This is a genomic window from Streptomyces sp. NPDC033221 (genome assembly GCF_055577005.1).
In genome coordinates this window covers 99,523-124,270 of the sequence record NZ_JBVIQN010000022.1, presented here as the reverse complement: position 1 = coordinate 124,270, position 24,748 = coordinate 99,523, and the positions used below count along the sequence as shown (strand labels likewise).

Below are 24,748 nucleotides of genomic sequence, written 5' to 3'. Positions count from 1 at the left end.
GGGCTCGGGCTCGGAGAGGGGTACTGCGGCGTCCGCCGCGCGTCCGTCAGTCCAGGTAGCCCCGCAGCTGATCGGCGAACGCGTGGTCGCGGAGCTTGTTCAGGGTCTTGGACTCGATCTGGCGGATGCGTTCGCGGGTGACGCCGAAGATCCGGCCGATCTCCTCCAGGGTGCGGGGGCGGCCGTCGACGAGGCCGTAGCGCAGCTGGACGACCTTGCGTTCCCGTTCGCCGAGGGTGGACAGGACCGCTTCGAGGTGCTCGCGCAGGAGCAGGAAGGCGGCCGACTCCACGGGGGACGCGGCGTCGCCGTCCTCGATGAGGTCGCCGAGTGCGACGTCGTCCTCCTCGCCCACGGGGGCGTGCAGGGAGACGGGTTCCTGGGCGAGCCGCAGGACCTCGCTGACGCGTTCCGGGAGCAGGTCGAGCTGGGCGGCGACCTCCTCGGGCGTGGGTTCGTAGCCGCGCTCCTGGAGCATCCGGCGCTGTACCCGGACGACCCGGTTGATCAGCTCCACGACGTGCACCGGGACGCGGATGGTGCGGGCCTGGTCGGCCAGCGCGCGGGACATGGCCTGGCGGATCCACCACGTGGCGTACGTGGAGAACTTGTAGCCGCGGGCGTAGTCGAACTTCTCCACGGCGCGGATCAGCCCGAGGTTGCCCTCCTGGACCAGGTCGAGCATGGTCAGGCCGCGGCCGACGTAGCGCTTGGCGACGGAGACGACCAGGCGCAGGTTGGCCTCGATGAGGCGGCGTTTGGCCATCCGGCCGAGGACGACGAGTTTGTCGAGGTCCAGGGCGAGTTGGGAGTCCAGGTCGGGGGCGAGCCGCAGCCGTTCCTCGGCGAACAGGCCGGCTTCGACGCGGCGGGCCAGTTCGACCTCCTCCACGGCGGTGAGCAGCGGTATCCGGCCGATCTCGCGCAGGTACTGGCGGAACAGGTCGGAGGACGGACCGCCGGCCTCGGGGCGGGGCGGCGGCTCCGGGGCGATCTCCTCCACGAGGATTTCGGGCGCGGGCGGCTCGGCCTGCTGCGGCACGGTGGCCGAATCCGCGGCCGGCGCGTCGGCGAGGGTCCGGGTCTGCACGGGGGCGACCTCCAGTGTGATCGCTGCTGAGGCGGCGGAAGGGCCGGGACCGTCTGCGGCCGAGCCGCTGTCCGTCCCGTACATCAAGAGCGGTTCCGCGGGGGATTCCGGTTCCGTACGTCCGGACCCGCCGCGCTCCGAGGACTCAGGCACCGCTCCTCAGTGTGGAGTACGACACACGCCCGCCACGAGGGGCGTGCGGGCACTTTTTGGGTCCGGACGGTGACCGCGCGGCTACGGCGGGGTGGGTGCGGGCCCGTCCGCGGCCCCGCGGCCGCGTGCGGGCCGCCCGCGCGGGCGGTGGCCCCGGGGGCACCCGGAGGCGCCCGGCCGCCGGGAGCGGGCCGAGAGCGGGCGGCTACAGCGCCGCGTAGCCGCGTTCGCGCAGGGACTGGCCGTACTGCTGGAGGACCCACAGTTCGTTCTGGACGGCGGCCAGGTGCTGGGGGTCGGCGTTCGGGCCGAGGCGCTGGAGGGCGCCGCGGATGTCCGTGACGCGGCGGTTGACGGCGGCCAGCCGGACGGCCACCAACTGGACGCCGGCATACGCCTCGTCGGCGTCCCGGCGGGTGTGCAGCGGCTCCACGGCCAGCTCGGTGACCATGGCGCGGACCCGGTCGTCGGGGGCGGCCTCACGGACCCGGGCGAGGTAGGTGTTGTCGCCCGCGGCCGACAGCGCGCCCCCCGCGTCCTCGATGCACCGGCGGACGGTGGCGTACGGGGGTGCGGTGAACTCGTCGGCGCCGTACGCGTCGAAGGCGGGCGAGACCAGGTCGGGGCGCTGGAGGGCCAGCTTGAGCAGTTCCCGTTCGACGCGGTGGGCGGGACTGCGGAGGTTCAGCGCGGGGCCGCTGGGGCCGGACGGCTGCTGGGCGGCCTCGGGGGCCTGCGGGGTGGCCCGGCGGCCCGTACGGGACGGGTCCTGGCCGTTCTGGCCGCGCTCGCGGGCCCAGCGGGCGAGCTGGCCGACCCGGCGGACGACGAACTGGGTGTCCAGGATGCCGAGCATCCCGGCCAGCTGCACGGCGGACTCGTGCTGGATGGAGCTGTTCTTGATGTTGGCGACGATGGGCGCCGCCTCGTCGAGGGCGGCGGCGCGGCCCACGGTCGTGTCCAGGTTGTGCCGGGCGACGACCTGGCGCAGCGCGAACTCGAACAGCGGCGTACGGGACTCCACCAGGCCGGCGACGGCGGCGTCGCCCTTGGCCAGCCGCAGGTCGCACGGGTCCATGCCGCCGGGGGTGATGGCGATGGAGGTCTGGGCGGCGAACTTCTGGTCGTCCTCGAAGGCGCGCAGCGCGGCCTTCTGGCCGGCCGCGTCGCCGTCGAAGGTGAAGACGACCTCGGAGCCGGAGTTGTCCATCAGCAGCCGGCGCAGGATCTTGATGTGGCCCTCGCCGAAGCTGGTGCCGCAGGTGGCGATGGCGGTGCGGACGCCGGCCAGGTAGCAGGCCATGACGTCGGTGTAGCCCTCGACGACGACCGCGCGACTGGTCTTGGCGATCTCCTTCTTGGCGAGGTCGATGCCGTACAGGACCTGGGACTTGCGGTAGAGCGGGGTCTCCGGGGTGTTCAGGTACTTGGGGCCGCTGTCGTCCTCGCGCAGCTTGCGGGCGCCGAAGCCGACGACTTCGCCGGCGATGTCGCGGATCGGCCACATCAGGCGGCCGCGGAAGCGGTCGATGGGGCCGCGGCGACCGTCCTGGGAGAGGCCGGAGAGGATCAGCTCCTGGTCGCTGAAGCCGCGGCCGCGCAGGAACCGGGTGAGGTGGTCCCAGCCGGCCGGGCTGTAGCCGACGCCGAAGTGCCGGGCGGCGGCCTGGTCGAAGCCGCGCTCGGCGAGGAACGTGCGGCCGATCTCGGCCTCGGGGCTGTCCAGCTGCTCGGTGTAGTACTGGGCGGCGGCCTTGTGGGCCTCGACCAGGCGGGTGCGCTCGCCCTGCTGGCGGCCCGGGGCGTACCCGCCCTCCTCGTAGCGCAGCGTGATGCCGGCCTGGGAGGCGAGCCGCTCGATGGTCTCGGCGAAGGAGAGGTGGTCGAGCTTCATGATGAAGTCGACGACATCCCCGCCCTCCTGGCAGCCGAAGCAGTGGTAGAGACCCTTGGCGGGGCTGACGTGGAACGACGGGGACTTCTCGTCGTGGAAGGGGCACAGGCCCTTGAGGTTGCCGCCGCCAGCGTTACGCAGCTGGAGGTACTCGGACACGACGGCGTCGATCGGGACCGCGTCCCGCACCGCCTTCACGTCGTCATCGTTGATCCTGCCTGCCACGCCTGAATTCTACGGGTGGGGTACGACAGTCCGGTCCGGGCCCGCCCGGCGGCCGGGTCACTGCCGCCGGGCGGCCCGTTTCCACGCCCTCGGACCGCGCCTCAGGCCATCAGTTCCAGGAAGCGGTCCAGCCCGATGTTGCCGCCGGAGATCACCACGCCGACCCGGCGCGGCAGCGGCTCGACGGCGCCGGCCAGCAGGGCGGCCAGCGCGCTCGCCCCGCTGGGCTCGGTGACGATCTTCAGCCGTTCGAAGGCCAGCCGCATCGCGGCCCGGATCTCCTCGTCGGTGACCAGCACCACCGAGTCCAGCAGCCGCCGGTTGATCGGGAAGGTCAGCTCGCCGGGCTCCGCGAGCGCCTGGCCGTCGGCGATGGTCCGCGGTACGGGGATGCGCACCCGCTCGCCGGCCGCCAGCGAGCGCGCGGTGTCGTCCCCGGCCTCCGGCTCGACTCCGATCATGCGGATGCCGGGGGACAGCGCGGTGGCGGCGACCGCCGAGCCCGCCATCAGCCCGCCCCCGCCGACCGGCGTGAGCAGGGCGTCCAGCGGGCCGGTCGCCTCGATCAGCTCCAGGGCGGCGGTGCCCTGACCGGCGATGACGTGCGGATGGTCGTACGGCGGGATCAGGGCCAGGCCGCGCTCGGCGGCGAGCCGCGCGCCGAGCGCGGCCCGGTCGCCGGTGTAGCGGTCGTACGTGACGATCTCGGCGCCGTACCCCTCGGTCGCGTCCCGTTTGGAGCGCGGCGAGTCCTCCGGCATGAGGATCACCGCGCTGCTGCCCAGCTCCCGGGCGGCCAGCGCGACCGCCTGGGCGTGGTTGCCGGAGGAGAACGCCGCGACGCCGCGGGCGAGCTGCTCCGGCGCCAGCCGGGAGACGGCGTGGTAGGCGCCGCGGAACTTGAAGGCGCCGGCCCGCTGGAAGTTCTCGCACTTGAGGTGCACCTCGGCGCCCACGAGGGCGTCGAGGGTGCGGGACCGCAGCACGGGGGTGCGGTGGACGACGCCCTTGATGCGGGCGGCGGCGTCCTGGACGTCGTCGAGCGTGACGGTGACTGCGCTCATGGATGGTTCTCCCTGGGCGTCGGTGCGGTGCGGGGCCGCGTCCTCCGGGCGGGCAGGCGGACGGCGGGCGGGGCGGTACGGGCCTCCCTCCGCCCTGCCTTCGGGACTTTCCCCGTCCCGCCTGTGCGGCCCCGCCCCCGTCCTCAGAGCAGCGAGTCCAGCGCCACCTGCGGACTGGCCAGCGCGTTCGGGTCGAGGACCTTACCCGAACGGATGAGTTGCTGGATCGGCTCGGTGACGTCCCACATGTTGACGTTCATGCCCGCCAGCAGCCGCCCCTCGCACAGCCAGAAGGCGATGAACTCGCGCTTGCCGACGTCGCCGCGGCACACCACCTGGTCGTACGAGCCCGGGGGCGCGTAGCCGGAGTACTCCAGTCCGATGTCGTACTGGTCGGAGAAGAAGTAGGGAATCCGGTCGTAGGTGACGTCCTGGCCGAGCATGGCGCGGGCCGCGGCGGGGCCGCCGTTGAGGGCGTTGGCCCAGTGTTCGACGCGCAGTCCGACGGGCTCGCCGCCGCCGTCGCCGTCACCGGTGCCGGGCAGCAGGGAGTACGGGAAGGCGGCGATGTCACCGGCCGCGTAGATGTGCGGATCCGAGGTGCGCAGTGAAGCATCCACGGCGACGCCTCCGCCGTGCGCCGGGCCGACCAGGGCCAGCCCGGCCTGCTCGGCCAGGGCCGTGCGGGGGGCGGCGCCGATCGCGGCGAGCACGTCGTGGGCCGGGTGCTCCTCGCCGTCGTCGGTACGGGCGGCCAGCACCACGCCGTCCTGTCCGGTGATCTCGGTCAGCCGGGCGCCGAAGTGGAAGCGGACGCCGTGCTCGCTGTGCAGGTCGGTGAAGAGGCTGCCCAGTTCGGGCCCGACGACGCTGTGCAGCGGGGTCGGCTCGGGCTCCACGACGGTCACCTCGGCGCCGTACGAGCGGGCGGCGGCGGCGACTTCCAGGCCGATCCAGCCGGCGCCGGCGATGACGAGGTGGCCGTTGTCCCGGCCGAGGGACTGCAGGACGCCGCGCAGCCGCTCGGCGTGCGCCAGGCGGCGCAGGTGGTGGACGCCGACCAGGTCGGTGCCGGGGATCTCCAGGCGGCGCGGCTCGGCGCCGGTGGCCAGCAGGAGCTTGTCGTACGCGATCAGGGTGCCGTCGCCGAGCCGGACCGTGCGGGCCGCCGGGTCGAGGTGGACGGCGGGCTGGCCGAGGTGCAGTTCGATGTCCGCTCCGGCGTACCAGGCGGGCTCGTGGACGAAGACGCTGTCCCGTTCCTCCTTGCCGAGCAGGTACCCCTTGGAGAGCGGGGGGCGCTCGTAGGGGTGGTCGCGTTCGTCGCAGATCAGTATCACCCGGCCGGTGAAGCCTTCCGCGCGAAGGGTCTCGGCGGCCTTTGCCCCGGCCAGGCCACCCCCGACGATGACGAACGTCTGGTGTGCGTCGACCACTTGCTTCCTCCTCGCTGCGGCGCGGTGCGTCCGCGTCCGTGAACGCCCCCGGTCGTGTCCCCGTTCTACCCCCCACGGTGCTTGCGCCGCGTACTGCCCGGCGCGGCCGGCCGCGTGTCCCCCGCCCGGTCGTGTGACGCCGCTATGTCATACCGCGTTCCGCGGGCGTCCACCCCGTCGTGACCCTGTTTTGTTTCCCCGGCCCGAAACACTCAAGCCCGAGCGTCCCGCACCGGGCGTGCCGCGGGAAGAGGGCCCGCTTCCCACGGGTCGCACCGGCCCCGCCCATGGTGGCCCGGCAGCACGGGGGCCGCTGGTCAGAGCGTGCCACGCGGCCGGGTGAGGCGGGCGTGCAGGGAGCGTGCCGAGGCGTCGGTGAGGGCGGCGATCTGGTCGATCAGGGCGCGCATCCGGGCGGTGTCGTCGCCCGCCGCCTCGGCCCGGCCGTACAGGGCGCGGAACTGCGGGTCCAGGCCGTCCGGGGCGCGGGCGACCAGTGCCTCGGCCAGTTCGGCGATGACGATGCGCTGGTCGGCGCGGAGCGCCTCCTGGTCGGGGCGGCGCATGACGTAACGTTCCGCGACGGCCTTCAACACGGCGCATTCCAGCCGGGTTCCGGGCGGTACGACGAGCCGGGCGCGGTGCCGGGTGAGCCGGCCGGTGCCCCATTCGGCGCGGGTGGCGGTCTCCGCGGCGAGGCAGAAACGGCCGATGAGCTGGCTGGTGGCGTCCTTCAGGCGGGCCTGGGCGACGGCCGAGCCGTCGTAGCCGTGCGGCCACCAGACCTGGTCGAGGAGGCGGTCGAGGGCTTCGCCCAGTTCCTCCGGGTCCGCGCCGGGGGCGTAACGTTCGGCGGCGATCGCGAATACTTCGGCACGTTCCGGTTCGGCGAGCAGGCAGTTGGGGTCCAGGTGGCCGGCGTGCAGTCCGTCCTCGACGTCGTGGACGGAGTAGGCCACGTCGTCGGCCCAGTCCATGACCTGTGCCTCGAAGCTGCGTGCCGCCTCCGGGGCGCCCTGCCGGAACCAGGTGAAGACCGGCAGGTCGTCCTCGTAGACACCGAACTTGGACGAACCGGGATCGGTGGGGTGGCCGCCGCGCGGCCACGGGTACTTGGTCGCGGCGTCCAGGGCGGCGCGGGTGAGGTTGAGGCCGACGCTGACGGCCGTGCCGTCCGTGTCGGGGACGAACCGTTTGGGTTCCAGGCGGGCGAGCAGCCGCAGCGACTGGGCGTTGCCCTCGAAGCCGCCGCAGGGCGCGGCGACCTCGTTGAGCGCCTGTTCGCCGTTGTGCCCGAACGGCGGGTGGCCCAGGTCGTGGGCGAGGCAGGCGGTCTCCACCAGGTCCGGGTCGCAGCCGAGCGCCGCGCCCAGTTCCCGGCCGACCTGGGCGCACTCCAGGGAGTGGGTGAGGCGGGTACGGGGGCTGGCGTCCCACAGGTGTTCGGTGGTGCCCGGGGTGACGACCTGGGTCTTGCCCGCGAGGCGGCGCAGCGCGGCCGAGTGCAGCACCCGGGCCCGGTCGCGCTGGAAGGCGGTGCGTCCCGGGCGTTTGTCGGGCTCGGGGACCCAGCGTTCGGTGTCGGCCGCGTCGTACCCCGTACCGTCGTGGCCCGCTTCGCGGCCGGTCGTCGTTCGTGTGCCCGTCATACGGTGACGGTAGCCGCCCCGAGGGAGTCCCGGTCGCACCCGCTGCGCGCAGCGAGTGCCTGGTCGTAACGGTGCAGGACCAGCCGGGCCAGGGCGGGGTGGTCGCCGAGCGGCGCGGCGGCCGGTCCGGGGGCGGCGGCCGCGCACTGGGCGGCGAAGCGGCCTGGCGCGGTGAAGCAGGAGGCGACGGCGGGGCGGTGGTGACCACGGGCGGCCAGGACGCGCAGCGCCGCGGGGACGGAGAGCGGAGTGCCGGGCGGGCCGCCTTCAGCAGGCGCGGACGCGTACGCGGGCAGAACGGGTACGCCGCCGAGCCGCGCGGACAGCAGCCGCGCCGTACGGGCCGTGTCGGCGGCGGCTTCGGGGGCTCGGGAGCCGGCCGCGGCCAGCACGACGCCGTCCGGGCGCCGGGCACCGGCCTCTTCGAGACGGGCGTGCAGGGCTTCGGCTAGCAGCGGGTGCGGGCCGAGCGGGCGGGCGGCACGCGCCGTGAGGTGGGGCGCGCCGGCCAGCGCGGCCGGGATGTCGTGGTTGACGTGCTGCCCGCGCGCCAGCAGCAGCGGTACGGCCACGACCGGGCCGCTCAGCTCCGCCAGCGTGTCCGGGAGCAGGGGCTCGTTCAGCTCGATGTGGCCGAGGCGGACGGTGAGCCCGGGGCGCAGGTGCCGTACCCGGTCCAGGAGGGCGGTGACGGTACGCAGCGCGGCGGGGTCGCGGCTGCCGTGCGCCACGGCGACGAGTGAGGGCGCCTCCCCGGCCGTTGAGGCACTGGGGGCCGGGCGGCGGCCGCCTCCCGGTGCGCGGACGGCCGGGTTCCGCGGGGGCAGGCCGCGCAGCCTGACCCGGCTGAGCCGGTCACTGAGCTGGGTGTTGATCTCCGTCATGAGCTGCGCCGTACTGTCGAAGGGGACCCCGGTGTGCGAAGGGGCCGCGGGTGGCGGGGGCGGCATCAACGCCTTCATGGGGGGAGCCTGGCAGCCGGGCGTTGCCGGGCCGTTGCGCGGGTGTGACAGCTGATTACCAGTGACTGTCGGGATGCCAGGGGCAGGCGTGAGGGGCGGCCCCCTGCACTCGCCGAGCGCCCTCACCTCCCCCGTACGCACACCGTGAGGCACGCTTCCCCGGCCCGTAACGCCGCCCCGGACCGGCGGAAACACGGACGCCGCAGGCTGGCCGCATGAACGCCGCCACCCCCCGCACCACCGCCGCCCCGGCGGCCCCGCGCCAGGCCTCGGACGCCCAGGTGGACACCCACTGCCCCTACTGCGCCCTCCAGTGCGGCATGGGCCTGCGCCGCCTCCCGGCGGGCTCTCCCGGCTCCCCCGCCGAGGTCGTGGAGCGTCCCGACTTCCCCGTCAACCAGGGCGCCCTGTGCGGCAAGGGCCGCACCGCCGCCGAACTGCTCGCGCCCGGAGCACGGCTGACCGAGCCCCTGGTCCGCGACACGGCGACCGGCCGTCTCGTCCCGGCGGACTGGGACACGGCCCTCGCCCGGGTCGCCGCGGGCCTGTCCCGTACCGGCGCCGTGTACGGCAAGGACGCGGTGGGCGTCTTCGGCGGAGGCGGCCTGACCAACGAGAAGGCGTACGCGCTGGGCAAGTTCGCGCGGGTGGTGCTCGGCACCTCGCAGATCGACTACAACGGCCGGTTCTGCATGTCCTCGGCCGCCGCCGCGCACCAGCGGGCCTTCGGCCTGGACCGCGGCCTGCCCTTTCCGCTGACCGACATCGCCCGTACCGGCTGCGTCATCCTCGTCGGCTCCAACCTGGCCGAGACCATGCCGCCCGCGCTGCGCTACCTGACGGAGCTGAAGGAGAACGGCGGCCGGCTGATCGTCGTCGACCCGCGCCGTACCCGTACAGCCGAGCAGGCGGACCTCCATCTGGCGCCGCGCCCCGGCACCGACCTGGCCCTCGCACTCGGCCTGCTGCACCTGGTGGTGGCGGAGGGCCGTACGGACGAGGAGTTCATCGCGGCGCGCACCAGCGGCTGGCCTGCGGCGCGGGCCGCGGCGATGGCGCACTGGCCGGAACTGGTGGAGCGCATCACCGGCGTACCGGTCCCCCAACTCCGCAGCGCCGTGGACCTCTTCTGTACGGCGGGCAGCTCCATGGTGCTCACGGCACGCGGCCCGGAACAGCAGTCCACGGGCACGGACACCGTCGGCGCGTGGATCAACCTGTGCCTGGCCACCGGCCGCGCCGGACGCGAACACTCCGGTTACGGCTGCCTGACCGGCCAGGGCAACGGCCAGGGCGGACGGGAACATGGCCAGAAGGCCGACCAATTGCCGGGCTACCGCAAACTGACCGACCCCGCCGCGCGCGCCCACGTCGCGGAGGTGTGGGACATACCGCCCGACTCCCTCCCCGGCCCCGGCCGCAGCGCGTACGAACTCCTCGACGCCCTGGGACGGGACGTCCGCGCCCTGCTCCTGATGGGCTCCAACCCCGTCGTCTCCGCACCCCGCGCCGCCCACGTGGAGCAGCGCATCCGGGCACTGGACTTCCTCGCCGTGGCCGACGTGGTGCTCTCCGAGACCGCGGCCCTCGCGGACGTGGTCCTCCCGGTGGCCCAGTGGGCCGAGGAAACCGGAACGACGACGAACCTGGAAGGCCGGGTCCTGCTCCGGCGCCGTGCCCTCGACCCGCCCCCCGGCGTCCGCACCGACCTCCAGGTCCTCAACGCCCTCTCCACCGCCCTCGGCCGGGAGAAAGGCTTCCCCACCGACCCCGAAGAGGTCTTCGAGGAACTACGCCGCGCCTCCGCCGGCGGCCCCGCGGACTACGCCGGCATCACCTACCGGCGGATCGCCGCCGAGAACGGCGTCTTCTGGCCCTGCACCGACGAGGACCACCCCGGCACCCCGCGCCTCTTCCTGGACCGCTTCGCGACCCCCGACGGCCGGGCCCGCTTCGTCCCCGTCACCCACCGCCCGGCAGCCGAGGAACCCGACGACCGCTACCCGGTCGTCCTGACGACCGGCCGCGTACTCGCCCAGTACCAGTCCGGCGCCCAGACCCGCCGGGTACCGGATCTGAACACCGCCGCCCCCGGCCCGTACGTGGAAATCCACCCCCGGCTCGCCCGCCGGCACGGCATCGAGGACGGCCACCCGGTCGCAGTGGTCTCCCGCCGGGGCCGTGCGGTCGCCCCCGCCCGCTACAGCGAGGCGATCCGCGCCGACACCGTCTTCATGCCCTTCCACTGGCCGGGCCCGGGACGCGCCAACACCCTGACCAACCCGGCCCTGGACCCGACGTCCGGAATGCCGGAGTTCAAGACGTGCGCGGTACGGCTGGAGCGGGTGGTGGGGGTGGAGGGCGAGGGGGCCGTGGGCGGGGCCGGGGCCGGGGCCGGGAAGTGACCGTCGCGCGTACGGGGGTGCGGCCGCACCGGGCCGGGCTCTTTGCCGCGGCCGGTCCTGCCGTGGTGAGGAGACCGGTCGATCACCCCGGGGGGCATCGGCACCCTCAGTGGTGCCGCATGGTGCCGCCGACGTTGTGGATCATCCGCTGGAGCACCTTCAGCGTACGGACGTACTCCTCGTCGCTGATGCCTTCGTGGATCGTCGCCCGCATCTCCGTCTGGAGGGCGGCGCAGCGGGCATGCAGAGCCGCGCCGTCGGCGGTGCTGTACAGCCGGTCGCCATCGAGGGAGAGCAGGCCGCGGCCGTGCAGGTCGTCGATGGCCGCGGCCACCCCCTCGGCGCCTGTCTCCAGGTAACCCTTGAGCGTGTCGGTCACCTCCGCCCGGTCGCGGCCGTCGGCGTGGCCCGCGAGCTGGTTCAGCACCCACCACTGCGGCTGGTCGACGCCGTGGCGGGCCAGGCCGCCGCGGATGTGGGTGACGGCCGCCGTGTGGGCGGCCCAGCCCCAGTAGCCGATGGGCTGGCCCGCGAGATCGGCGTCGCTGTGCGAGTACTCCATGATGGTCCTCCTCTGCCCGCCCGCTGCGGGCGTGGTGTCCGGTGAGGAAGAACCTAGGAAGTCAAGTGGACTTGAGGTCAAGGACGGGCGCGCCGGGCACCCGGCCAGGGCCGGCCGGGCGCCCCGTCACCCCCGCCCGTGCGCCTCGACCTCCTTGAGGTACGCCTCACGGGTCGGCTCGTCCAGGAAGGACGCGCGGAAGGAGTTGCGGGCGAGGGTGCGCAGGGTCTCCTCGTCCAGGTCCAGGGCGTCGCGTACCGCGGTGAAGTTGTCGTCGGCGTAACCGCCGAAGTAGGCGGGGTCGTCCGAGTTGACGGTGACCAGCAGGCCGGCGTCCAGCATCGCGGGCAGCGGGTGGTCGGCGAGTTCGTCGATGACGCGCAGGCGCACGTTGGACAGCGGGCAAACGGTCAGCGGCACCTGGTCCGCGACCAAGCGGGCAACGAGCCGTTCGTCCTCCAGGCAGCGCACGCCGTGATCGATACGGTCCACGCCGAGGATGTCCAGCGCCTCCCAGACGTACGCGGGCGGGCCCTCCTCACCCGCATGCGCCACGCACTTGAGCCCGGCCTCCCGCGCCAGCGCGTAGACCTCCCTGAACTTCGACGGCGGGTGCCCGACCTCCGCCGAGTCCAGGCCGACGGCGGTGATCCGGTCGAGGTAGGGGCGGGCCGCCTCGAAGGTGGCGAGGGCGGACTCGGCGCTCTCGTCGCGCAGGAAGCACATGATCAGACGGGTGGTGATGCCGTACCGCTCCTCGGCGGTGTCCAGAGCCTTGGTCAGGCCCTCGATCGCCGTGCCGACGGGCACGCCGCGCGAGGTGTGCGCCTGCGGGTCGAAGAAGATCTCCGCGTGCCGGACGCCCTGCGCCTGTGCGCGGGCGAGGTAGGCGTGGGTGAGGTCGGCGAAGTCGTCCTCGGTGCGCAGCACCGCCATCAGCGCGTAGTAGAGGTTCAGGAACGACTGGAGGTCGGTGAAGGAGTACGCGCGGCGCAGCTCGTCCTCGGTGGCGTACGGCAGGGTGACGCCGTTGCGCTCGGCGAGGGCGAAGGCCAGCTCGGGTTCCAGGGTGCCCTCGATGTGGAGGTGCAGTTCCGCCTTGGGGAACGGCGAGTCTGCCGGGGCCGGGGAGGTGGGGGGCACGCTGGGATCACACCTGTCTGTTGCTGGGACTGCCGGGGCTCCCGGGTCCTGTGTGGTTCGGGGAAGTCGTCCAGGTTAACGGGGCGGCGGCGCCGGGCGGGCGGCCGGGGCGGCTGTCCGGCGCGCCGTTCCCCGCCCAGCGCTGCCGCTCTTCCCTACTTGCGCTGTTCCTCCGCGGGCCTGGAGAAGACGTTGACGGTCTCCTCCGTGTGCTTCACGTACTTCTTGTGCTCGTGCTCGTCCGCGTGGGCGCGAATCCACACGTCCAGGGGCCTGGGCGAGTCCCAGACGTTGGAACGGGCGCCGCACGGCTCGTCCTCGACGGGCGTGACGCATTCGGCGACGTGCTTCCGAATGCCGGTGATCTGAAGGTCTGTGCGCGTCGGGGTGGGAAGGGTCATGGCCGTGCCTTCGCGTCGGGGGTGGTCGGGGGCGGCGTCACTGCCGCCGCCGGTGCGCAGGAAGAGCACGCCGTCGTGCCCGCTGGAGCGCATGAGCCGGGTGAAATCTTTCCGGCTGGAGCCGGGGTTCGGGCTGGTCACTTGCGGCCGTCCGTTCCTCTCCGTGTTCGTGCCACTACCGAAGGGAGTCAGGATGGGCCTACAGTCGCCCCGTCTTCAACGTTCTGGAAACGGAGGGCATGTTGGTCAACATCAAGGAGCTGAACCCGGAGGCCGGGCCCAAGGCGGCGTACGGCGCGCGCCTGCGCAGCGCGCGGGAGGCGCGCGGATGGAAGCAGGACGACCTGGCCGCGTGGATCGGCTACTCGGGCAGGCACATCTCGGCGGTGGAAACCGGACGCAAACCGCCAACACTCCGCTTTTCGCGCGCTGTCGACACCTCCCTCGGACTGGCGGGAACCACCGAATCGTTCGAACGCGCGTGGGCGGAAATCCGTAACGGCAGCTTGCTGGAAGGCTTCCCGGAGTACCTGGGGCAGGAGGCCCGCGCGGCGGAGATCCGGCTGTTCGAAGTAGGAGCGATTCCCGGACTGCTCCAGACACCGGAGTACGCGAGCGCCCTGGAAGAGGGCAACGTACGGCGGGGCACGATCAGTCCTGAACAGGCTTGCGAGCGAGTCGACTTCCTGGTGGAGCGGCAGGCATCACTGGTGCGGCGCGTCGCTCCCGTGGTGATCGCGGTCCTGGACGAAAGCTGCCTCCGGCGGCCGATCGGCGGGCCTGCCGCCATGGACGCCCAGTTGGCCCGGCTGGTCGAGTTCGCCGACCAGCCGGACACCACTCTCCAGGTGGCTCCCTACGCCATGGGCGAGCGGCGGCCGTTCAACCGGTCGGTGAACCTGTTGACCCTTCCGGACCGCTCCGTAATTTCCTACGTCGAGTCGGAAACCCAAGGCTACCTGGATCGGGAACTGACCTCCGTGCTCCCGCTGGTGAGGGCCTACCATCAGCTACAGGCGGCCGCACTTTCTCAGGCAGAGTCAGTAACCATGATCCAGCAGATACGGGAGGGCACCTCGTGACCACCGACCCCCAAACCCTCGTCTGGTCCAAGTCTTCCTACAGCGGCAACGGCGGCTCCTGCGTCGAGTGGGCCCCGGCACAGGCGACCACCGGCATAGTCCCCGTCCGGGACAGCAAGGACCCGAACGGCCCCGTTCTCTCCGTCCCCACCCGTTCGTTCGCGGAGTTCGTCGCGGGCGTCAAAGGTGGCGCGTTCTCCATCTGGTCCAAGTCTTCCTACAGCGGCAACGGTGGTACCTGCGTTGAGTGGGCCCCGGCACAGGCGACCACCGGCATAGTCCCCGTCCGGGACAGCAAGGACCCGAACGGCCCCGTTCTCTCCGTCCCCACCCGTTCGTTCGCGGAATTCGTCGCGGGCGTCAAGGGTGGCGCGTTCTCCGCCACGTGATGCGGCGCGGTCGCGCTACCCGGCCCTGAGCCCCGCCACTCCCCCACCGGAGTGGCGGGGCTTTCAGCAGGTACGTCCGCGCGGCCATTCGCCGCCGGGTATGGGCGTGCCGGACGCGCGCAGGCGGCCCGCGAGCGGTTCGGCGGCCACGTACAGCCAGGACCGTACGCTGCGGCCGTCCGCGCACTCGGCCTGCCGCGCCACCCGCTCGTAGAGGTTGCCGGGGGCGCCGGGGACGTAGCCCTCCAGCCGGTCCAGGGCGGCGCGCACATCGTCGTGGAGGTCCGCGCGCGGCGCTATGAGGTCGCCGTGCACGACTGCTTCGGCGGGGCCGGTGACGGCATACGGGTAGCCGGGCCCTTCATACAGCAGTACGCCTCTGACCAGCGCCGATTCCTCGCCCGCCGTACGGCCGCGCAGGCACCGGGCGTAGTTGGCCCGGCCGGGCCGCAGCGTTCCGTAGACGAAGAACGGGAGGCGCTCGGGCTCGGCGGGCATCCGGCGGGCTCCTTCGGTGGGGGGATGGCGGGTGGCGGTGGCGGTGCTCACGGGCCGGGGCGGGCCGGGCTTCCCCCGCCTCCGCAACCATGCCAGGGCCCGACGCGTCGGTGCTTACGACGGCAACGCGAACAACAGGGGACATCCGGTGACACAGCAGGCACAGTGGATTCGGCGGGTATGGGGCCGTCTGCGACTGCCCCGCACCCGGCACGGGCAGCGGCGGGCCTTCCAGGTCACTGTGCTGGCGTGTGTGCTGGCGCTGCTGCCGGTGACGTGGATGAACGTCGCCGCGGGGTCCCGGGTCCGCACGGTCGAGGACGTGCCGGCGGCGCCGGTCGCCGTCGTCTTCGGCGCGGGGCTGTGGGACGGTGAGCCGTCCCCGTACCTGGCGCACCGGCTGGACGCGGCGGCCCGGCTGTACGAGCGGGGCACGGTCCGCGCGCTCCTGGTCACGGGGGACAACAGCCGCGAGGATTACGACGAGCCGGACGCCATGCGCAGGTACCTGGTCGCACACGGCGTTCCCGCGAGCCGGATCGTCAGTGATTATGCCGGTTTCGACACCTGGGACTCGTGTGCCCGCGCCCGTCGCGTCTTCGGCGTGGACCGGGCCGTCCTGGTCAGTCAGGGCTTCCACATCCGACGTGCGCTGGCGCTGTGCGGTGCGGCCGGTCTCGACGCGTACGGGGTGGGGGTCGACGCCAAGCACGACGCCACCTGGTACTACGGCGGTACCCGCGAGGTGTTCGCGGCGGCGAAGGCGGCAGCCGAGGCCGCCGTACGGCCCGATCCGCGCTTCCTCGGGCCGCGGGAGGACGGGGTGGCGGCGGCGCTGCGGCAGCCGTAGCGGCACGGGCCCGGCGGGCCGCCGCCCCCGCGTCAGCCCACGACCGCGCGGGCGTAGAGCCGGAACACCTCCGGGCCGTAGAACGGGCTGTAGGAGGTCCGGTGGCTGTCGGGGCCGGCCGGGCCGCCGCCGTTGAGGCCGCCGATGTTGCCGACCACGTACCCGGTCTTCGTCCGCTCGTCGAAGTGGCTCAGCCACGGGCTGCCCGAGGTGCCGCCGTAGAAGCCGCCGCACTCCATCCGCAGCTGCCGTTGGCCGGTCAGCCGGGTGGTCCGGACTCCGCACCGTATGGCCTGGTCGGCGGGGTCGTTGCGGACGGTCGGGTAGCCGATGACGGTGACGTCGGTGGCGTAACCGGGTGTGCGGGCGAGGATGTTGCCGCCGGTCACCGACTCCAGGGCGCGGCCCTCGCTGTCCGGTTTGACCGTCGCGAACGCGAAGTCCAGGTCCGATCCCGGGCCGGTGTCGGTGCGTCCCGGGTCGGTGTAGCCGCGGTCGACCGCCCAGACTCCGTACGGCTGGGTGGTGGCGCCGGAACGATACTGCGGGACAAAAGCCGCGCGGTTTCCCGGATCGCAGTGCCCGGCCGTCAGGATCAGGTTGCGGCGCGGGCTGCGGACGACGCTGGCCGTGCAGTGGTGCGCCCGCGCGTCCTTGTCGACGGAGAAGAGCACGCCGACGGACGGCACCCCGTCGAAGTGCCGGGCGGAGCCGGCCGCGTCGGGCACGGCCGCCGTGGTGCGCGGGGCGGGCGTCGCGGCGCCCTTCGCGGTGTCCGCGCCAGAGGGGGTCGCCGCCGCCATCCGGCCCGCCGTCCAGTACTGGGCCGCGGCGCCGCTCGTCCAGCCGCCCCCGGCGTCATCGTCGTCGGCGGTCGCGCCGCTCGCGGGCGCCACGACGAAGCACAGGGCGAGCCCCGCCCCGGCGGCCGTCAGCCGGCCCCACACCGGTCGTCTCCGCCGGACCTTGCGGCCGTGGCGGGGCCCGTGGGCCGCCCGGCCGTGCCCGTCCGCCGCCTGCCGTCCCGTGTCGGACCGCAGCCCCGTCTCGGATCGCCGTCCCATGTCAGCTCGTCTCCTCCGCGACCCAGGCCAGGTAACCGGCCCCGCCGCGCGTGACCGGCGTGGCGATGATCTCCGGTGTGTCGTAGTCATGGGCCTGGAGGAGATACGCCTCCAGCGCCTCGTAGCGCGCGGCCGCCGTCTTGAACAGCACCTGCCACTCCTGTGCCGTCTCGATCGCCTGCTGCCACCGGTACACCGAGGTGACGGGCGCGCCGATCTGCGCGCACGCCGCCACTCTGGCCTCGACCGCGCCGCGTGCCAGCGCCTCCGCCTTATCGGCGCTGTCGGTCGTCGTCATGACGGTCAGGAAGCCCGCCGCGCCGCCGTCCGTCCCTTCGGCAGATCCGCCCTGCCGGCCTTGCTCCGCCGGTTCGCCTCGCACGGGAACGCCCCCTTCGGGCCCTGGTGGGTGATCAGTTTCCTCCGCATCGTACGGACCTTCGAGGGCGCCGGACCGGACCACCGGCCATTCGGCAGCCGACCGGCCACCCGTCAGGTGGACCGCGCCCGGCGGGGGTGCGGTGAGCGGAGCCGATACGGGTACCAGTACCGCCACCGGTGCCGGTCCCGGCGCCGCGGCTTTGAACCCCCGATCGAAAGGCCGGTCATGGACGACCTCAGCTCGCTCGCCCGCCGCCAGCTCGACGACGCCAGAGCCTCCGCTCACGGGCGCAGTGCCCATCTCTTCCTCCAGGACGGCCCGCTGCGGCAGACCGTGATCGCGCTCATCGAGGGCGCCGCCCTGGACGAGCACACCACTCCCCCGGCCGCCAGCCTCCAGGTGCTGCACGGCCGGGTCCGGCTGACCGGGACCGGGGACGAACGGGACCTGATCGCCGGGCAGGTCGTGCCCGTACCGCACGAGCGGCACGGTCTGAAAGCCCTGCAGGACTCCGCCGTCATGCTGACCGCGGTCACCGCGACGAAGTCCATGAACTGAGCCGCCGGGCCCCCGCCCCCGCGCGACTGTGCCCCCGCGCGGCCACGGCTCAGGCCACCCACTGGTCGAAGGCCAGCTTGCACAGCAGCGACACGACGACCACGACCAGCACCCAGCGGACGAATCCGGCGCCCCGCTTGAGGGCCATGCGCGCACCGGCCGTGCCGCCGACGAAATTGAACGCCGCGAGCAGGGCGCCCAGTTGCCACAGGACCGTGCCCTGGTAGGCGAACATGGCCAGGGCGCCGATGTTGGTGCACACGTTGACGACCTTGGCGGTGGCCGAGGACGTCACCAGGTCCATGTGGAGGATCGCGGCCAGCGCGACGACGAGGAACGCTCCGGTACCGGGGCCGATCAGCCCGTCGTAGAAACCGATGCCCAGGCCCGCCACCAGGACCGCGGCCAGCACGCGCCGCCGGGTGACGGGCCCGGAGGGCCGCGGGGCGGTGCCGAAGGCCGGGCGGAGGAGGACGAAGGCCAGGACGCCCACCAGGACGGTCATGATGAGCGGGCGCAGCACCTCGCTGTTGATGCCCGCCGCGAAGAATGCGCCGCCCAGCGAGCCGCCGAGCGCGGCCAGGCCGATGCGCAGGGCGGTGCGCAGGTCGATCGGCGCCTTGCGTACGTAGGTGTAGGCCGCGGCGGCGGTGCCGACGACGGCCGTGGACTTGTTGGTCCCCAGGACGTACGCGGCGGGCGTGTGCGGCAGGCCGACGAGCAGCGCCGGAAGGAGCAGCAGGCCGCCGCCGCCCACGACGGCGTCGATCCAGCCTGCCGCGAGGGCGGCCAGACAGAGCAGGAGGGTCGTCGTCAGGGATATGTCAGCGGGCACCGGCCGATCTTAGAGAGCTGGGCGGTGCGGGAGAGGCCGTCGTGGCAGGAGTCACAGGGGAGGCGAGAGCTGCTACAGGTACGGGAGTTGCGGCAGGCATGGCAGGAGCGGGTGGCGGGCGGCCCGTGACCGCCGCCCGCCACCCGTCCGTTTCAGGGGCGCCCCGCCCCGGCACTGGTGGGGCGGGGCGCCGCGTCCGTCACCCGGCGAGGGCCTTGGTACGCCGGTGAGGACGGTCGGAGGGGGACCGCCGCGGGCGGTCCTTGGGAAACCGCCGCGGGCGGTCCGGGGCGGGCCGGCGCGAACGGTCCGTGGCCGGCCGCTGGCCCGTCGTGGCACGTTGCCGGCGTTGTGGGCGCTCCGGGTGGCGTTCCGCGGCCGCCGTCGCCGCCGGTCCGGCCGTACGGAAGCGGGGCGTCCGCAGGACGGCGCGGTACACGCGCGACTTGAGGACGTAGTAGGCGAGGCGCGGCGTGCGGGGCCTCATGCGGGCCCCGGTGTTCCGGCGCCGGCCCCCGGCGCGGGGGCAGGCCGGCCCAGCAGGACCGCCAGTCCCTCCGCCAGGCCGTCCGCCCAGCAGGCGTGGTCATGTCCGCCGTTGTACTCCGTGTACGTGACGGGATGGCCGAGGACACGCAGGGTGTCGCGCAGTTCCCGGGACCGTTTGCGGGCGTCCCCCGCGTACCGGCCGGCCCGCAGGTGCGTCCGCAGCTCGCGGCGGCCTCCGCCGGCGTACTGCTCCGCCAGCCAGGACGGCCGTCCCGTCACGTCGGCCCCGGCCACCGGGCCCGCCCCGGCCGGCCGCCACCACAGCGACGGGCACTGGGCCAGCACCTTGCCGAACCGGCGCGGCGCCGCGAACCCCGCGTACAGCGCGGTGAGTCCGCCCAGGCCCTCCCCAGCGACGACGGTGCGCGACGGGTCGAACATCACCGGCAGCCGCGCCGCGGCCCAGGGCAGCAGTTCGGCGGCGAGGAAGTTCACATACGCTTGCCGGCCGCCGAACTCGCGGGCGCGGGTGGCGTTGTCCACGGCGTCCGGGGCGAGCACGGCCAGCGGCGGCAGCACGCCGTCCGCGATCAGCCGGTCGAAGAGGTCCGGTACGCCGAGCCGCCCGAACCACATGTCACCGTCCAGGAGCACCAGCGTGTCGGCCCCGCCGTCCGGGAGCGGCCCCGGCGGCACATACGTCCAGACGTCACGGCGGGCGGCGAGCGCGGCGCTGGTCAGCCGGTGCCGTTCCACCGTGCCCCGGCCGCCGCCCCCGCCCGGACCGGCGGCGGGCACCCGCGGCCGCCACGGCTGCGGCGGCGCGTCGGGCAGCTCGAAGACCGAACCGCCCTCGCCACGCCAACGCGGCGGGAGGACGCGGGGGTTGAGCGGGTCGGGCCCGGCCGCGGCGAGCAGCGGGAGCAGCCGGGCCTGGAAGTCGTCCGCGGGACCGGAGCCGGGCGCGGATTCGGTCCCGGATTCGGGTGCGAAACCGGCTGCCGGTACGGATTCCGGTGCCGTCCCCGGCACCGCCGCTTCCCCCGTCCGATGCCGCCCTCCCCCCGCCCACGCATCGGGCGCGATGACGTACGAGCCGCGGTGGTCGGAGGGCAGCCGGTAGGTGAGGTGCCAGACGTCGGTGCCGTGGATGCGGCGCATCAGGCTGCCCGCGAGGTGTGAGCGGTCCACGAGGCGGTTGACCAGGAGGAGGACCCGGCGGGTCTGCTCCGTGCCGCGCCACAGGAAGGTGACGGCCCGGTGCTCGGGGTCCCAGGGGATCGGTTCGACGAGCGGGGTTCCCTGCGTCTCGGTCTCGGCCCAGAACTCCCGTACGGCGGCGTCGCGTCCGCCCGCCACGGAGGCGGCCAGCGCGACGATCCGCGGGCTGTCCACGATGTCGGCCGGTGCCGGGCGCGACGGCCGCGGCGGTGTGGCGGGTACCGCTCCCGCCACCCCCGTTTCCGCCGGTCCGCCGGAGGGTGCGCCCGGCACCGTCCCCCCTGCCGTCCCCGTCGCCGTGCCCGCCGCGCCGCCCGGCAGGGTTTGCCCTGCCGCGCGCGTCGACGTGCCCACCGATGTCTTCATCGACGCTCCCATCGACAACCCGCTTCCCGCCCGGCGCTGTCGCGCGGGCCCAGACGACTTCGGCCGGGGCCGTACGCACTGCGCGGCGGCCTCGACTTAGGTAAGCCTAACCTAATCGCACATGGGTCGCCGGGACAACACCCACGGGACCGCCGGAACAGCGCCGCCGCCTGCACTCTTAGAGAGTTCTTAACCCCGCTCGCTATTCACGTGTCCATGGATTCCAAGATCGCCTCAAGCGGCGGCCGCCCCCGTACCCGCACCGGTACCCGCGTGCTCGCCGCCTCCCTCGTGCTGACGGCCACGGCCACCGCCGGCGCCTCCGGATGCAGCAGCCAGGCCGTCGCCGGGACCGTCGAAGGACGGCACGTCGAGATCCCCGTCCGGGGCGGTACGGCCTCCGTCGACACCGGGACCCTCGCCGTGAACGCCCGTACGGCGGACGGGAAGAACCTGGTCCTGTCCGCCCCGTCCGGCACCGGTCTCGGCAAGCCCGGGCCGGTCGAGCAGACCGACGGCGGCGCCCGCTGGAGCTACCCGGACAAGGGGCTGACGGTGACCGCGCGCGCCGACCACGGGCGGCTGCGGGTCAGCATGAAGGCGGACCGCGACGGCTCGGTCACCTGGCCGGTCACCGGTACGGACCGGGCCGCGTCGTCCGTCCAGCTGCCGCGCGGCGAGGGCCTGGACATCCCCGTACGCGACACGTTCTGGAACTCCGCGAAGGCAGGGCTCACGGGCGACCCGATCGACATCGGCGGAGGGCTCGAACTGCCGCTGTGGGGCTACTCCCTGGGCAACGGGCACGGCGTCAGCTACCTGGCCCCCACCGACCTCGGCACCTCGCTGAAGTTCCGCTCCGACGGCGGCCGGCTGCGCACCTCCACCACACACGACTTCAACGGCGGCGACGGCACCCGCGACTACACCGTCACCTTCGCCCTCACCGACGGCAACCCCGTCGCGCCCGGCGCCGATTACCGCTCCTGGCTCACCGAGCGCGGGCAGCTCGGCAGCCTGCGCGAGAAGATCAAGAAGAATCCGGCCAACGGCAAGGTGCTCGGCGCCTTCCACGCGTACGTGTGGGGCGACGCGCGCAAGGCCGGGGGCGTCGAGGCGCTGCGGAAGCTGGGCGTGGACCGGATGTGGCTCGGTTACGACTCCGGGCCCGGCCCGATGGACGCCGCCGCCGTCCGGGCCGCCAAGAAGGCGGGCTACCTGGTGGGCCCGTACGACACGTTCGCCAACGGCCAGGACCCGAAGACCGCCGACTCCCCCACCTCCAAATGGCCCGGCACCGTCTACCCGGACTTCTGCGTCCGGGACGCCCAGGGCAAGCCGGCGACCGGCTTCGGCAACCGCGGCTGCTACCTCAGCTCCCGCGCCTTCGAACAGGCCGAGCCGAAGCACCACTACCTCGCCGACCGCACCCGCGCCATGACCGCGAACGGCGCCGACAGTTACTTCCTCGACGTCGACGCGACCGGCGAGGAGTTCCGCGACCACGACGCCGCCCACCCGATGACCAAGGCCGGTGACCGCGACAACCGGCTGGCCCGGATGCGGCGCCTGGCCGAGGGCGACAAGCTCGTACTGGGCTCGGAGAGCGCCCAGTCCTGGGCCAACAAGGTGCTGGCGTTCAACCACGGCGCGGCCACACCGGTCGCCGACGGCCTGTGGAAGCTGCAACGCGACAAGAAGAACTGGGGCGGCTACTACCCGGAGAACGCCCCCACGGCGTTCTTCAAGCCGGTGGAGTTGCCGGCCGACCTGGCGAAGGCGATGTACGACCCGGCCTACCGGGTGCCGCTGTACGAGACCGCGCTGCACAGCTCGCTCGTCAACGCCGAACGCTGGGAGCTGTCGTACGGCAAGCTGCCGAAGCAGAAGACCGACCGCGCGCTGCTCGCGATGCTCTACAACATCCCGCTGAACTACGTGCTCGACGGCCCGGCCATCAAGAAGTCCGGCCCGGAACTGGCGGCTCTGCAGAAGTACTTCTCGCCGCTGCACAAGGCGGCGGGCACCGAGAAGCTGACCTCGTTCCGCCGGCTGACCGACGACAACCTCGTACAGCGCACGGAGTTCGGGAACGGCAAGCTGACCGTCACCGCCAACTTCGGCAGCACCCCGTACGCCGGTCTGCCCGGCGGCTGCGTGGACGCGAAGCTCAGCGGCGACAAGCAGCCGCGCCGACTGTGCCCGGCGAAGGTCGCGGGCTGACGGGCGGCAGCGGCTGACGGCGCGGTCCTGCGCGGCGGTGGGGTGGATGCCCGGCGGGCGTCCGCCCCATGCCCGCCCCGCCTACGGGCAGTCCACCACCTGCCCCGCGAACGACAGTCCGCCGCCGAAGCTCAGCAGCAGCACCGGCCCGCCCGACGGCAGGTCGCGGCGCTCGACCAGCTTGGACAGGGCGAGCGGCACGGACGCGGCGGAGGTGTTGCCGGACTCGACCACGTCCCGGGCGATCACCACGTCCTCGGGCAGGCCGAGCTGCCGCACCACGGCCTCGATGATGCGCAGATTGGCCTGGTGCGTGACGACACCGGCGAGGTCCGCGAGGGCGACACCGGCCCGTTCGCAGGCCTCCGCGGCCAGCGGGGCCAGCTCGGTGGTGACCCAGCGGAACACCGTCTGCCCCTCCTGCGCGAAGCGCGGGTGCCAGTCGCCCATCAGGCGCACGGCCTGGGCGCGGGTGGGGTCGGAGCCCCAGACGACGGGCCCGATGTGCGCGGACTCGGCAGCGCTCACCACGGCGGCGCCCGCGCCGTCGCCGAGCAGGACGCACGTACTGCGGTCGGTCCAGTCCGTCACGTCCGACATCTTCTCGGCGCCGATGACCAGGGCGTGCCGGGCGGCGCCCGCGCGGACCGAGTGGTCGGCGCAGGCGAGGGCGGTGCAGAAGCCCGCGCAGCCGTTGTTCAGGTCGTACGCGACAGCCGAGGGAATGCCGAGCGCGGCGGCGACCTGGGCGGCGGTGGACGGGCAGCGGTCGATGGCCGAGCAGGTCGCCACAGTGACCAGGCCGATGTCGGCGGGCTCCAGCCCGGAGGCGGCCAGCGCCTTGGCGGCGGCGGCCGTGGCCAGATCCGCCACGGACTCCCGGTCGGCTATCCGGCGGGTGACGATGCCGGTGCGCCGCCGGATCCACTCGTCGCTGGTGTCGACCATGCCCGCCAGGTCGTCGTTGGTCAGGACGCGGGACGGCTGGTGGTGGCCCAGCGCGGCGATACGGGTTCCCGGCACGGTTGCTCTCCTCGGCTCGCGGACGGTACGGCGCGGCCGGTACGCCTGCCGCGGCGGTGCCGGCCGCACCGGCCGGAAATATAGCAACCGAACGGTCGGAAGTTATTTGGGGGTGCGGCGGGACGCGCTGGCTACGATGGCCGTATGAGCCCACGCAAGTCCGCCGCCGAGTCCCGCAGGACCCGCGAGCGGATCATCGACCGCAGCATCGCGATCGCCTCGGTCGAAGGGCTCGACGGGCTGACCATCGGCCGCCTCGCCACCGACCTGGGCATGAGCAAGGCCGGTGTCCTCGGCCACTTCGGCACGAAGGAGGCGCTCCAGCTCGCCTCCCTGGACGGCGCGTCGGCGATCTTCTCCAGGGCGGTGTGGGAGCCCGCCGCCGGTACGGCCCCCGGTCTCGACCGGCTCCGGGCCATCTGCGAGTACTGGATCACCTACCTGGAACGGGAACACGGCGCCTTCCCCGGCGGCTGCTTCTTCACCACCGCGGCGGTCGAGTTCGACGCGCGCGTCGGCCCCATCCGGGACGCCGTCGTACGCCGCTCCACCCTCTGGCGCCGCCGCCTGGCCAACGAGATCCGGTACGCCGCCGACGCGGGCGAACTCCCCCCGGACACCGACCCCGACCAGCTCGTCTTCGAACTGATCGGCCTCTACACCGGCCTCAACCAGGCCATCCAGCTCTTCGCCGACCCCACGGCCCAGGAGCGCACCCGCCGCGCGCTCACCCGCCTGCTGGCCCCCGCGCCGTAACCCGGCCCTGTCCCGGCCCCGTCCCGGC

At 73.6% G+C, this 24,748-nt stretch carries 22 protein-coding genes; 7 read left to right on the top strand and 15 right to left on the bottom strand.

The genetic code is table 11. The features are described from left to right. Nucleotides 1-46: 46 nt before the first annotated feature. The 6 genes from ACZ53K_RS26620 to ACZ53K_RS26595 form a co-directional block, all read right to left on the bottom strand. On the bottom strand, nt 47-1,243 hold the full coding sequence (locus tag ACZ53K_RS26620) for an RNA polymerase sigma factor (RefSeq protein ID WP_468841152.1): 1,197 nt from the start codon (nt 1,241-1,243) through the stop codon (nt 47-49). 205 nt (nt 1,244-1,448) lie between these two features. Further along, nucleotides 1,449-3,362, bottom strand: coding sequence for a DNA primase (gene dnaG, locus ACZ53K_RS26615; protein WP_468841150.1), 1,914 nt, complete (start codon nt 3,360-3,362; stop codon nt 1,449-1,451). 101 nt (nt 3,363-3,463) lie between these two features. After that, nucleotides 3,464-4,426: a pyridoxal-phosphate dependent enzyme gene (locus ACZ53K_RS26610; RefSeq protein WP_468841148.1), complete on the bottom strand. Its 963-nt coding sequence runs from the start codon at nt 4,424-4,426 to the stop codon at nt 3,464-3,466. Between the two features lie 143 nt (nt 4,427-4,569). After that, the gene (locus tag ACZ53K_RS26605; RefSeq protein WP_468841146.1) at nt 4,570-5,862 is read right to left on the bottom strand and encodes an NAD(P)/FAD-dependent oxidoreductase; all 1,293 of its coding nucleotides are present in this window, start codon (nt 5,860-5,862) and stop codon (nt 4,570-4,572) included. 317 nt (nt 5,863-6,179) lie between these two features. Beyond that, entirely contained in the window at nt 6,180-7,511 is a 1,332-nt protein-coding gene (locus tag ACZ53K_RS26600; RefSeq protein WP_468841144.1) for a deoxyguanosinetriphosphate triphosphohydrolase, read from the bottom strand. After that, nucleotides 7,508-8,461, bottom strand: coding sequence for a sirohydrochlorin chelatase (locus ACZ53K_RS26595; RefSeq protein ID WP_468841212.1), 954 nt, complete (start codon nt 8,459-8,461; stop codon nt 7,508-7,510). The genes ACZ53K_RS26600 and ACZ53K_RS26595 overlap by 4 nt, the downstream gene beginning before the upstream one ends. A gap of 227 nt (nt 8,462-8,688) precedes the next feature. Between ACZ53K_RS26595 and ACZ53K_RS26590 the strand changes: the two genes are divergently transcribed. Then, nucleotides 8,689-10,878: a molybdopterin oxidoreductase family protein gene (locus ACZ53K_RS26590; RefSeq protein ID WP_468841142.1), complete on the top strand. Its 2,190-nt coding sequence runs from the start codon at nt 8,689-8,691 to the stop codon at nt 10,876-10,878. Nucleotides 10,879-10,984: 106 nt separating this feature from the next. On the opposite strand, the gene ACZ53K_RS26585 is transcribed toward ACZ53K_RS26590, so the two are convergent. From ACZ53K_RS26585 to ACZ53K_RS26575, 3 genes are all read right to left on the bottom strand, one after another. Next, on the bottom strand, nt 10,985-11,440 hold the full coding sequence (locus ACZ53K_RS26585) for a MarR family transcriptional regulator (protein WP_468841140.1): 456 nt from the start codon (nt 11,438-11,440) through the stop codon (nt 10,985-10,987). 126 nt (nt 11,441-11,566) lie between these two features. Further along, nucleotides 11,567-12,583 (bottom strand): adenosine deaminase, encoded by a 1,017-nt coding sequence (locus ACZ53K_RS26580; RefSeq protein ID WP_468841138.1) that lies wholly within the window; start codon nt 12,581-12,583, stop codon nt 11,567-11,569. A 155-nt stretch (nt 12,584-12,738) separates the two neighbouring features. Next, nucleotides 12,739-13,125 carry a DUF7848 domain-containing protein gene (locus tag ACZ53K_RS26575; RefSeq protein ID WP_468841136.1) on the bottom strand — a complete coding sequence of 129 codons (387 nt, stop codon included), beginning with the start codon at nt 13,123-13,125 and terminating at the stop codon, nt 12,739-12,741. Nucleotides 13,126-13,223: 98 nt separating this feature from the next. Here ACZ53K_RS26575 and ACZ53K_RS26570 point away from each other — a divergent pair, with 98 nt between their 5' ends. Both ACZ53K_RS26570 and ACZ53K_RS26565 read left to right on the top strand, forming a co-directional pair. Further along, nucleotides 13,224-14,066, top strand: a complete 843-nt coding sequence (locus tag ACZ53K_RS26570) for a helix-turn-helix domain-containing protein (RefSeq protein ID WP_468841134.1) — start codon at nt 13,224-13,226, stop codon at nt 14,064-14,066. Further along, nucleotides 14,063-14,455 (top strand): DUF397 domain-containing protein, encoded by a 393-nt coding sequence (locus ACZ53K_RS26565; protein WP_468841132.1) that lies wholly within the window; start codon nt 14,063-14,065, stop codon nt 14,453-14,455. Before ACZ53K_RS26570 ends, ACZ53K_RS26565 begins: the two co-directional genes overlap by 4 nt. 63 nt (nt 14,456-14,518) lie before the next feature. Here ACZ53K_RS26565 and ACZ53K_RS26560 read toward each other — a convergent pair whose 3' ends face one another. Then, nucleotides 14,519-14,953, bottom strand: coding sequence for a gamma-glutamylcyclotransferase family protein (locus ACZ53K_RS26560; protein ID WP_468841130.1), 435 nt, complete (start codon nt 14,951-14,953; stop codon nt 14,519-14,521). A gap of 148 nt (nt 14,954-15,101) precedes the next feature. Between ACZ53K_RS26560 and ACZ53K_RS26555 the strand changes: the two genes are divergently transcribed. Then, nucleotides 15,102-15,803: a SanA/YdcF family protein gene (locus ACZ53K_RS26555; RefSeq protein WP_468841128.1), complete on the top strand. Its 702-nt coding sequence runs from the start codon at nt 15,102-15,104 to the stop codon at nt 15,801-15,803. A 32-nt stretch (nt 15,804-15,835) separates the two neighbouring features. Here ACZ53K_RS26555 and ACZ53K_RS26550 read toward each other — a convergent pair whose 3' ends face one another. Together ACZ53K_RS26550 and cutA are read right to left on the bottom strand one after the other, a co-directional pair. After that, on the bottom strand, nt 15,836-16,867 hold the full coding sequence (locus ACZ53K_RS26550; RefSeq protein WP_468841126.1) for a trypsin-like serine peptidase: 1,032 nt from the start codon (nt 16,865-16,867) through the stop codon (nt 15,836-15,838). 1 nt (nt 16,868) lies between these two features. Continuing rightward, nucleotides 16,869-17,165: a divalent-cation tolerance protein CutA gene (gene cutA, locus ACZ53K_RS26545; RefSeq protein WP_468841210.1), complete on the bottom strand. Its 297-nt coding sequence runs from the start codon at nt 17,163-17,165 to the stop codon at nt 16,869-16,871. A gap of 309 nt (nt 17,166-17,474) precedes the next feature. On the opposite strand from cutA, the gene ACZ53K_RS26540 reads away from it, so the two are divergent. Then, the gene (locus ACZ53K_RS26540) at nt 17,475-17,807 is read left to right on the top strand and encodes a cupin domain-containing protein (RefSeq protein ID WP_468841124.1); all 333 of its coding nucleotides are present in this window, start codon (nt 17,475-17,477) and stop codon (nt 17,805-17,807) included. 49 nt (nt 17,808-17,856) lie between these two features. Here the strand turns inward: ACZ53K_RS26540 and ACZ53K_RS26535 are convergent, their stop codons facing one another. Continuing rightward, the gene (locus ACZ53K_RS26535; RefSeq protein ID WP_468841122.1) at nt 17,857-18,642 is read right to left on the bottom strand and encodes a sulfite exporter TauE/SafE family protein; all 786 of its coding nucleotides are present in this window, start codon (nt 18,640-18,642) and stop codon (nt 17,857-17,859) included. A gap of 483 nt (nt 18,643-19,125) precedes the next feature. After that, nucleotides 19,126-20,718, bottom strand: coding sequence for an enterochelin esterase domain-containing protein (locus ACZ53K_RS26530; RefSeq protein WP_468841120.1), 1,593 nt, complete (start codon nt 20,716-20,718; stop codon nt 19,126-19,128). Nucleotides 20,719-20,934: 216 nt separating this feature from the next. Between ACZ53K_RS26530 and ACZ53K_RS26525 the strand changes: the two genes are divergently transcribed. Beyond that, the gene (locus ACZ53K_RS26525; protein WP_468841118.1) at nt 20,935-22,941 is read left to right on the top strand and encodes a glycoside hydrolase; all 2,007 of its coding nucleotides are present in this window, start codon (nt 20,935-20,937) and stop codon (nt 22,939-22,941) included. An 81-nt stretch (nt 22,942-23,022) separates the two neighbouring features. Here ACZ53K_RS26525 and ACZ53K_RS26520 read toward each other — a convergent pair whose 3' ends face one another. Beyond that, nucleotides 23,023-23,964 carry a beta-ketoacyl-ACP synthase III gene (locus ACZ53K_RS26520; protein WP_468841116.1) on the bottom strand — a complete coding sequence of 314 codons (942 nt, stop codon included), beginning with the start codon at nt 23,962-23,964 and terminating at the stop codon, nt 23,023-23,025. A gap of 144 nt (nt 23,965-24,108) precedes the next feature. Here ACZ53K_RS26520 and ACZ53K_RS26515 point away from each other — a divergent pair, with 144 nt between their 5' ends. After that, a complete protein-coding gene (locus ACZ53K_RS26515) occupies nt 24,109-24,720 on the top strand; it encodes a TetR/AcrR family transcriptional regulator (RefSeq protein ID WP_468841114.1) in 612 nt (203 codons plus the stop codon). The last annotated feature ends 28 nt before the right edge of the window (nt 24,721-24,748 follow it).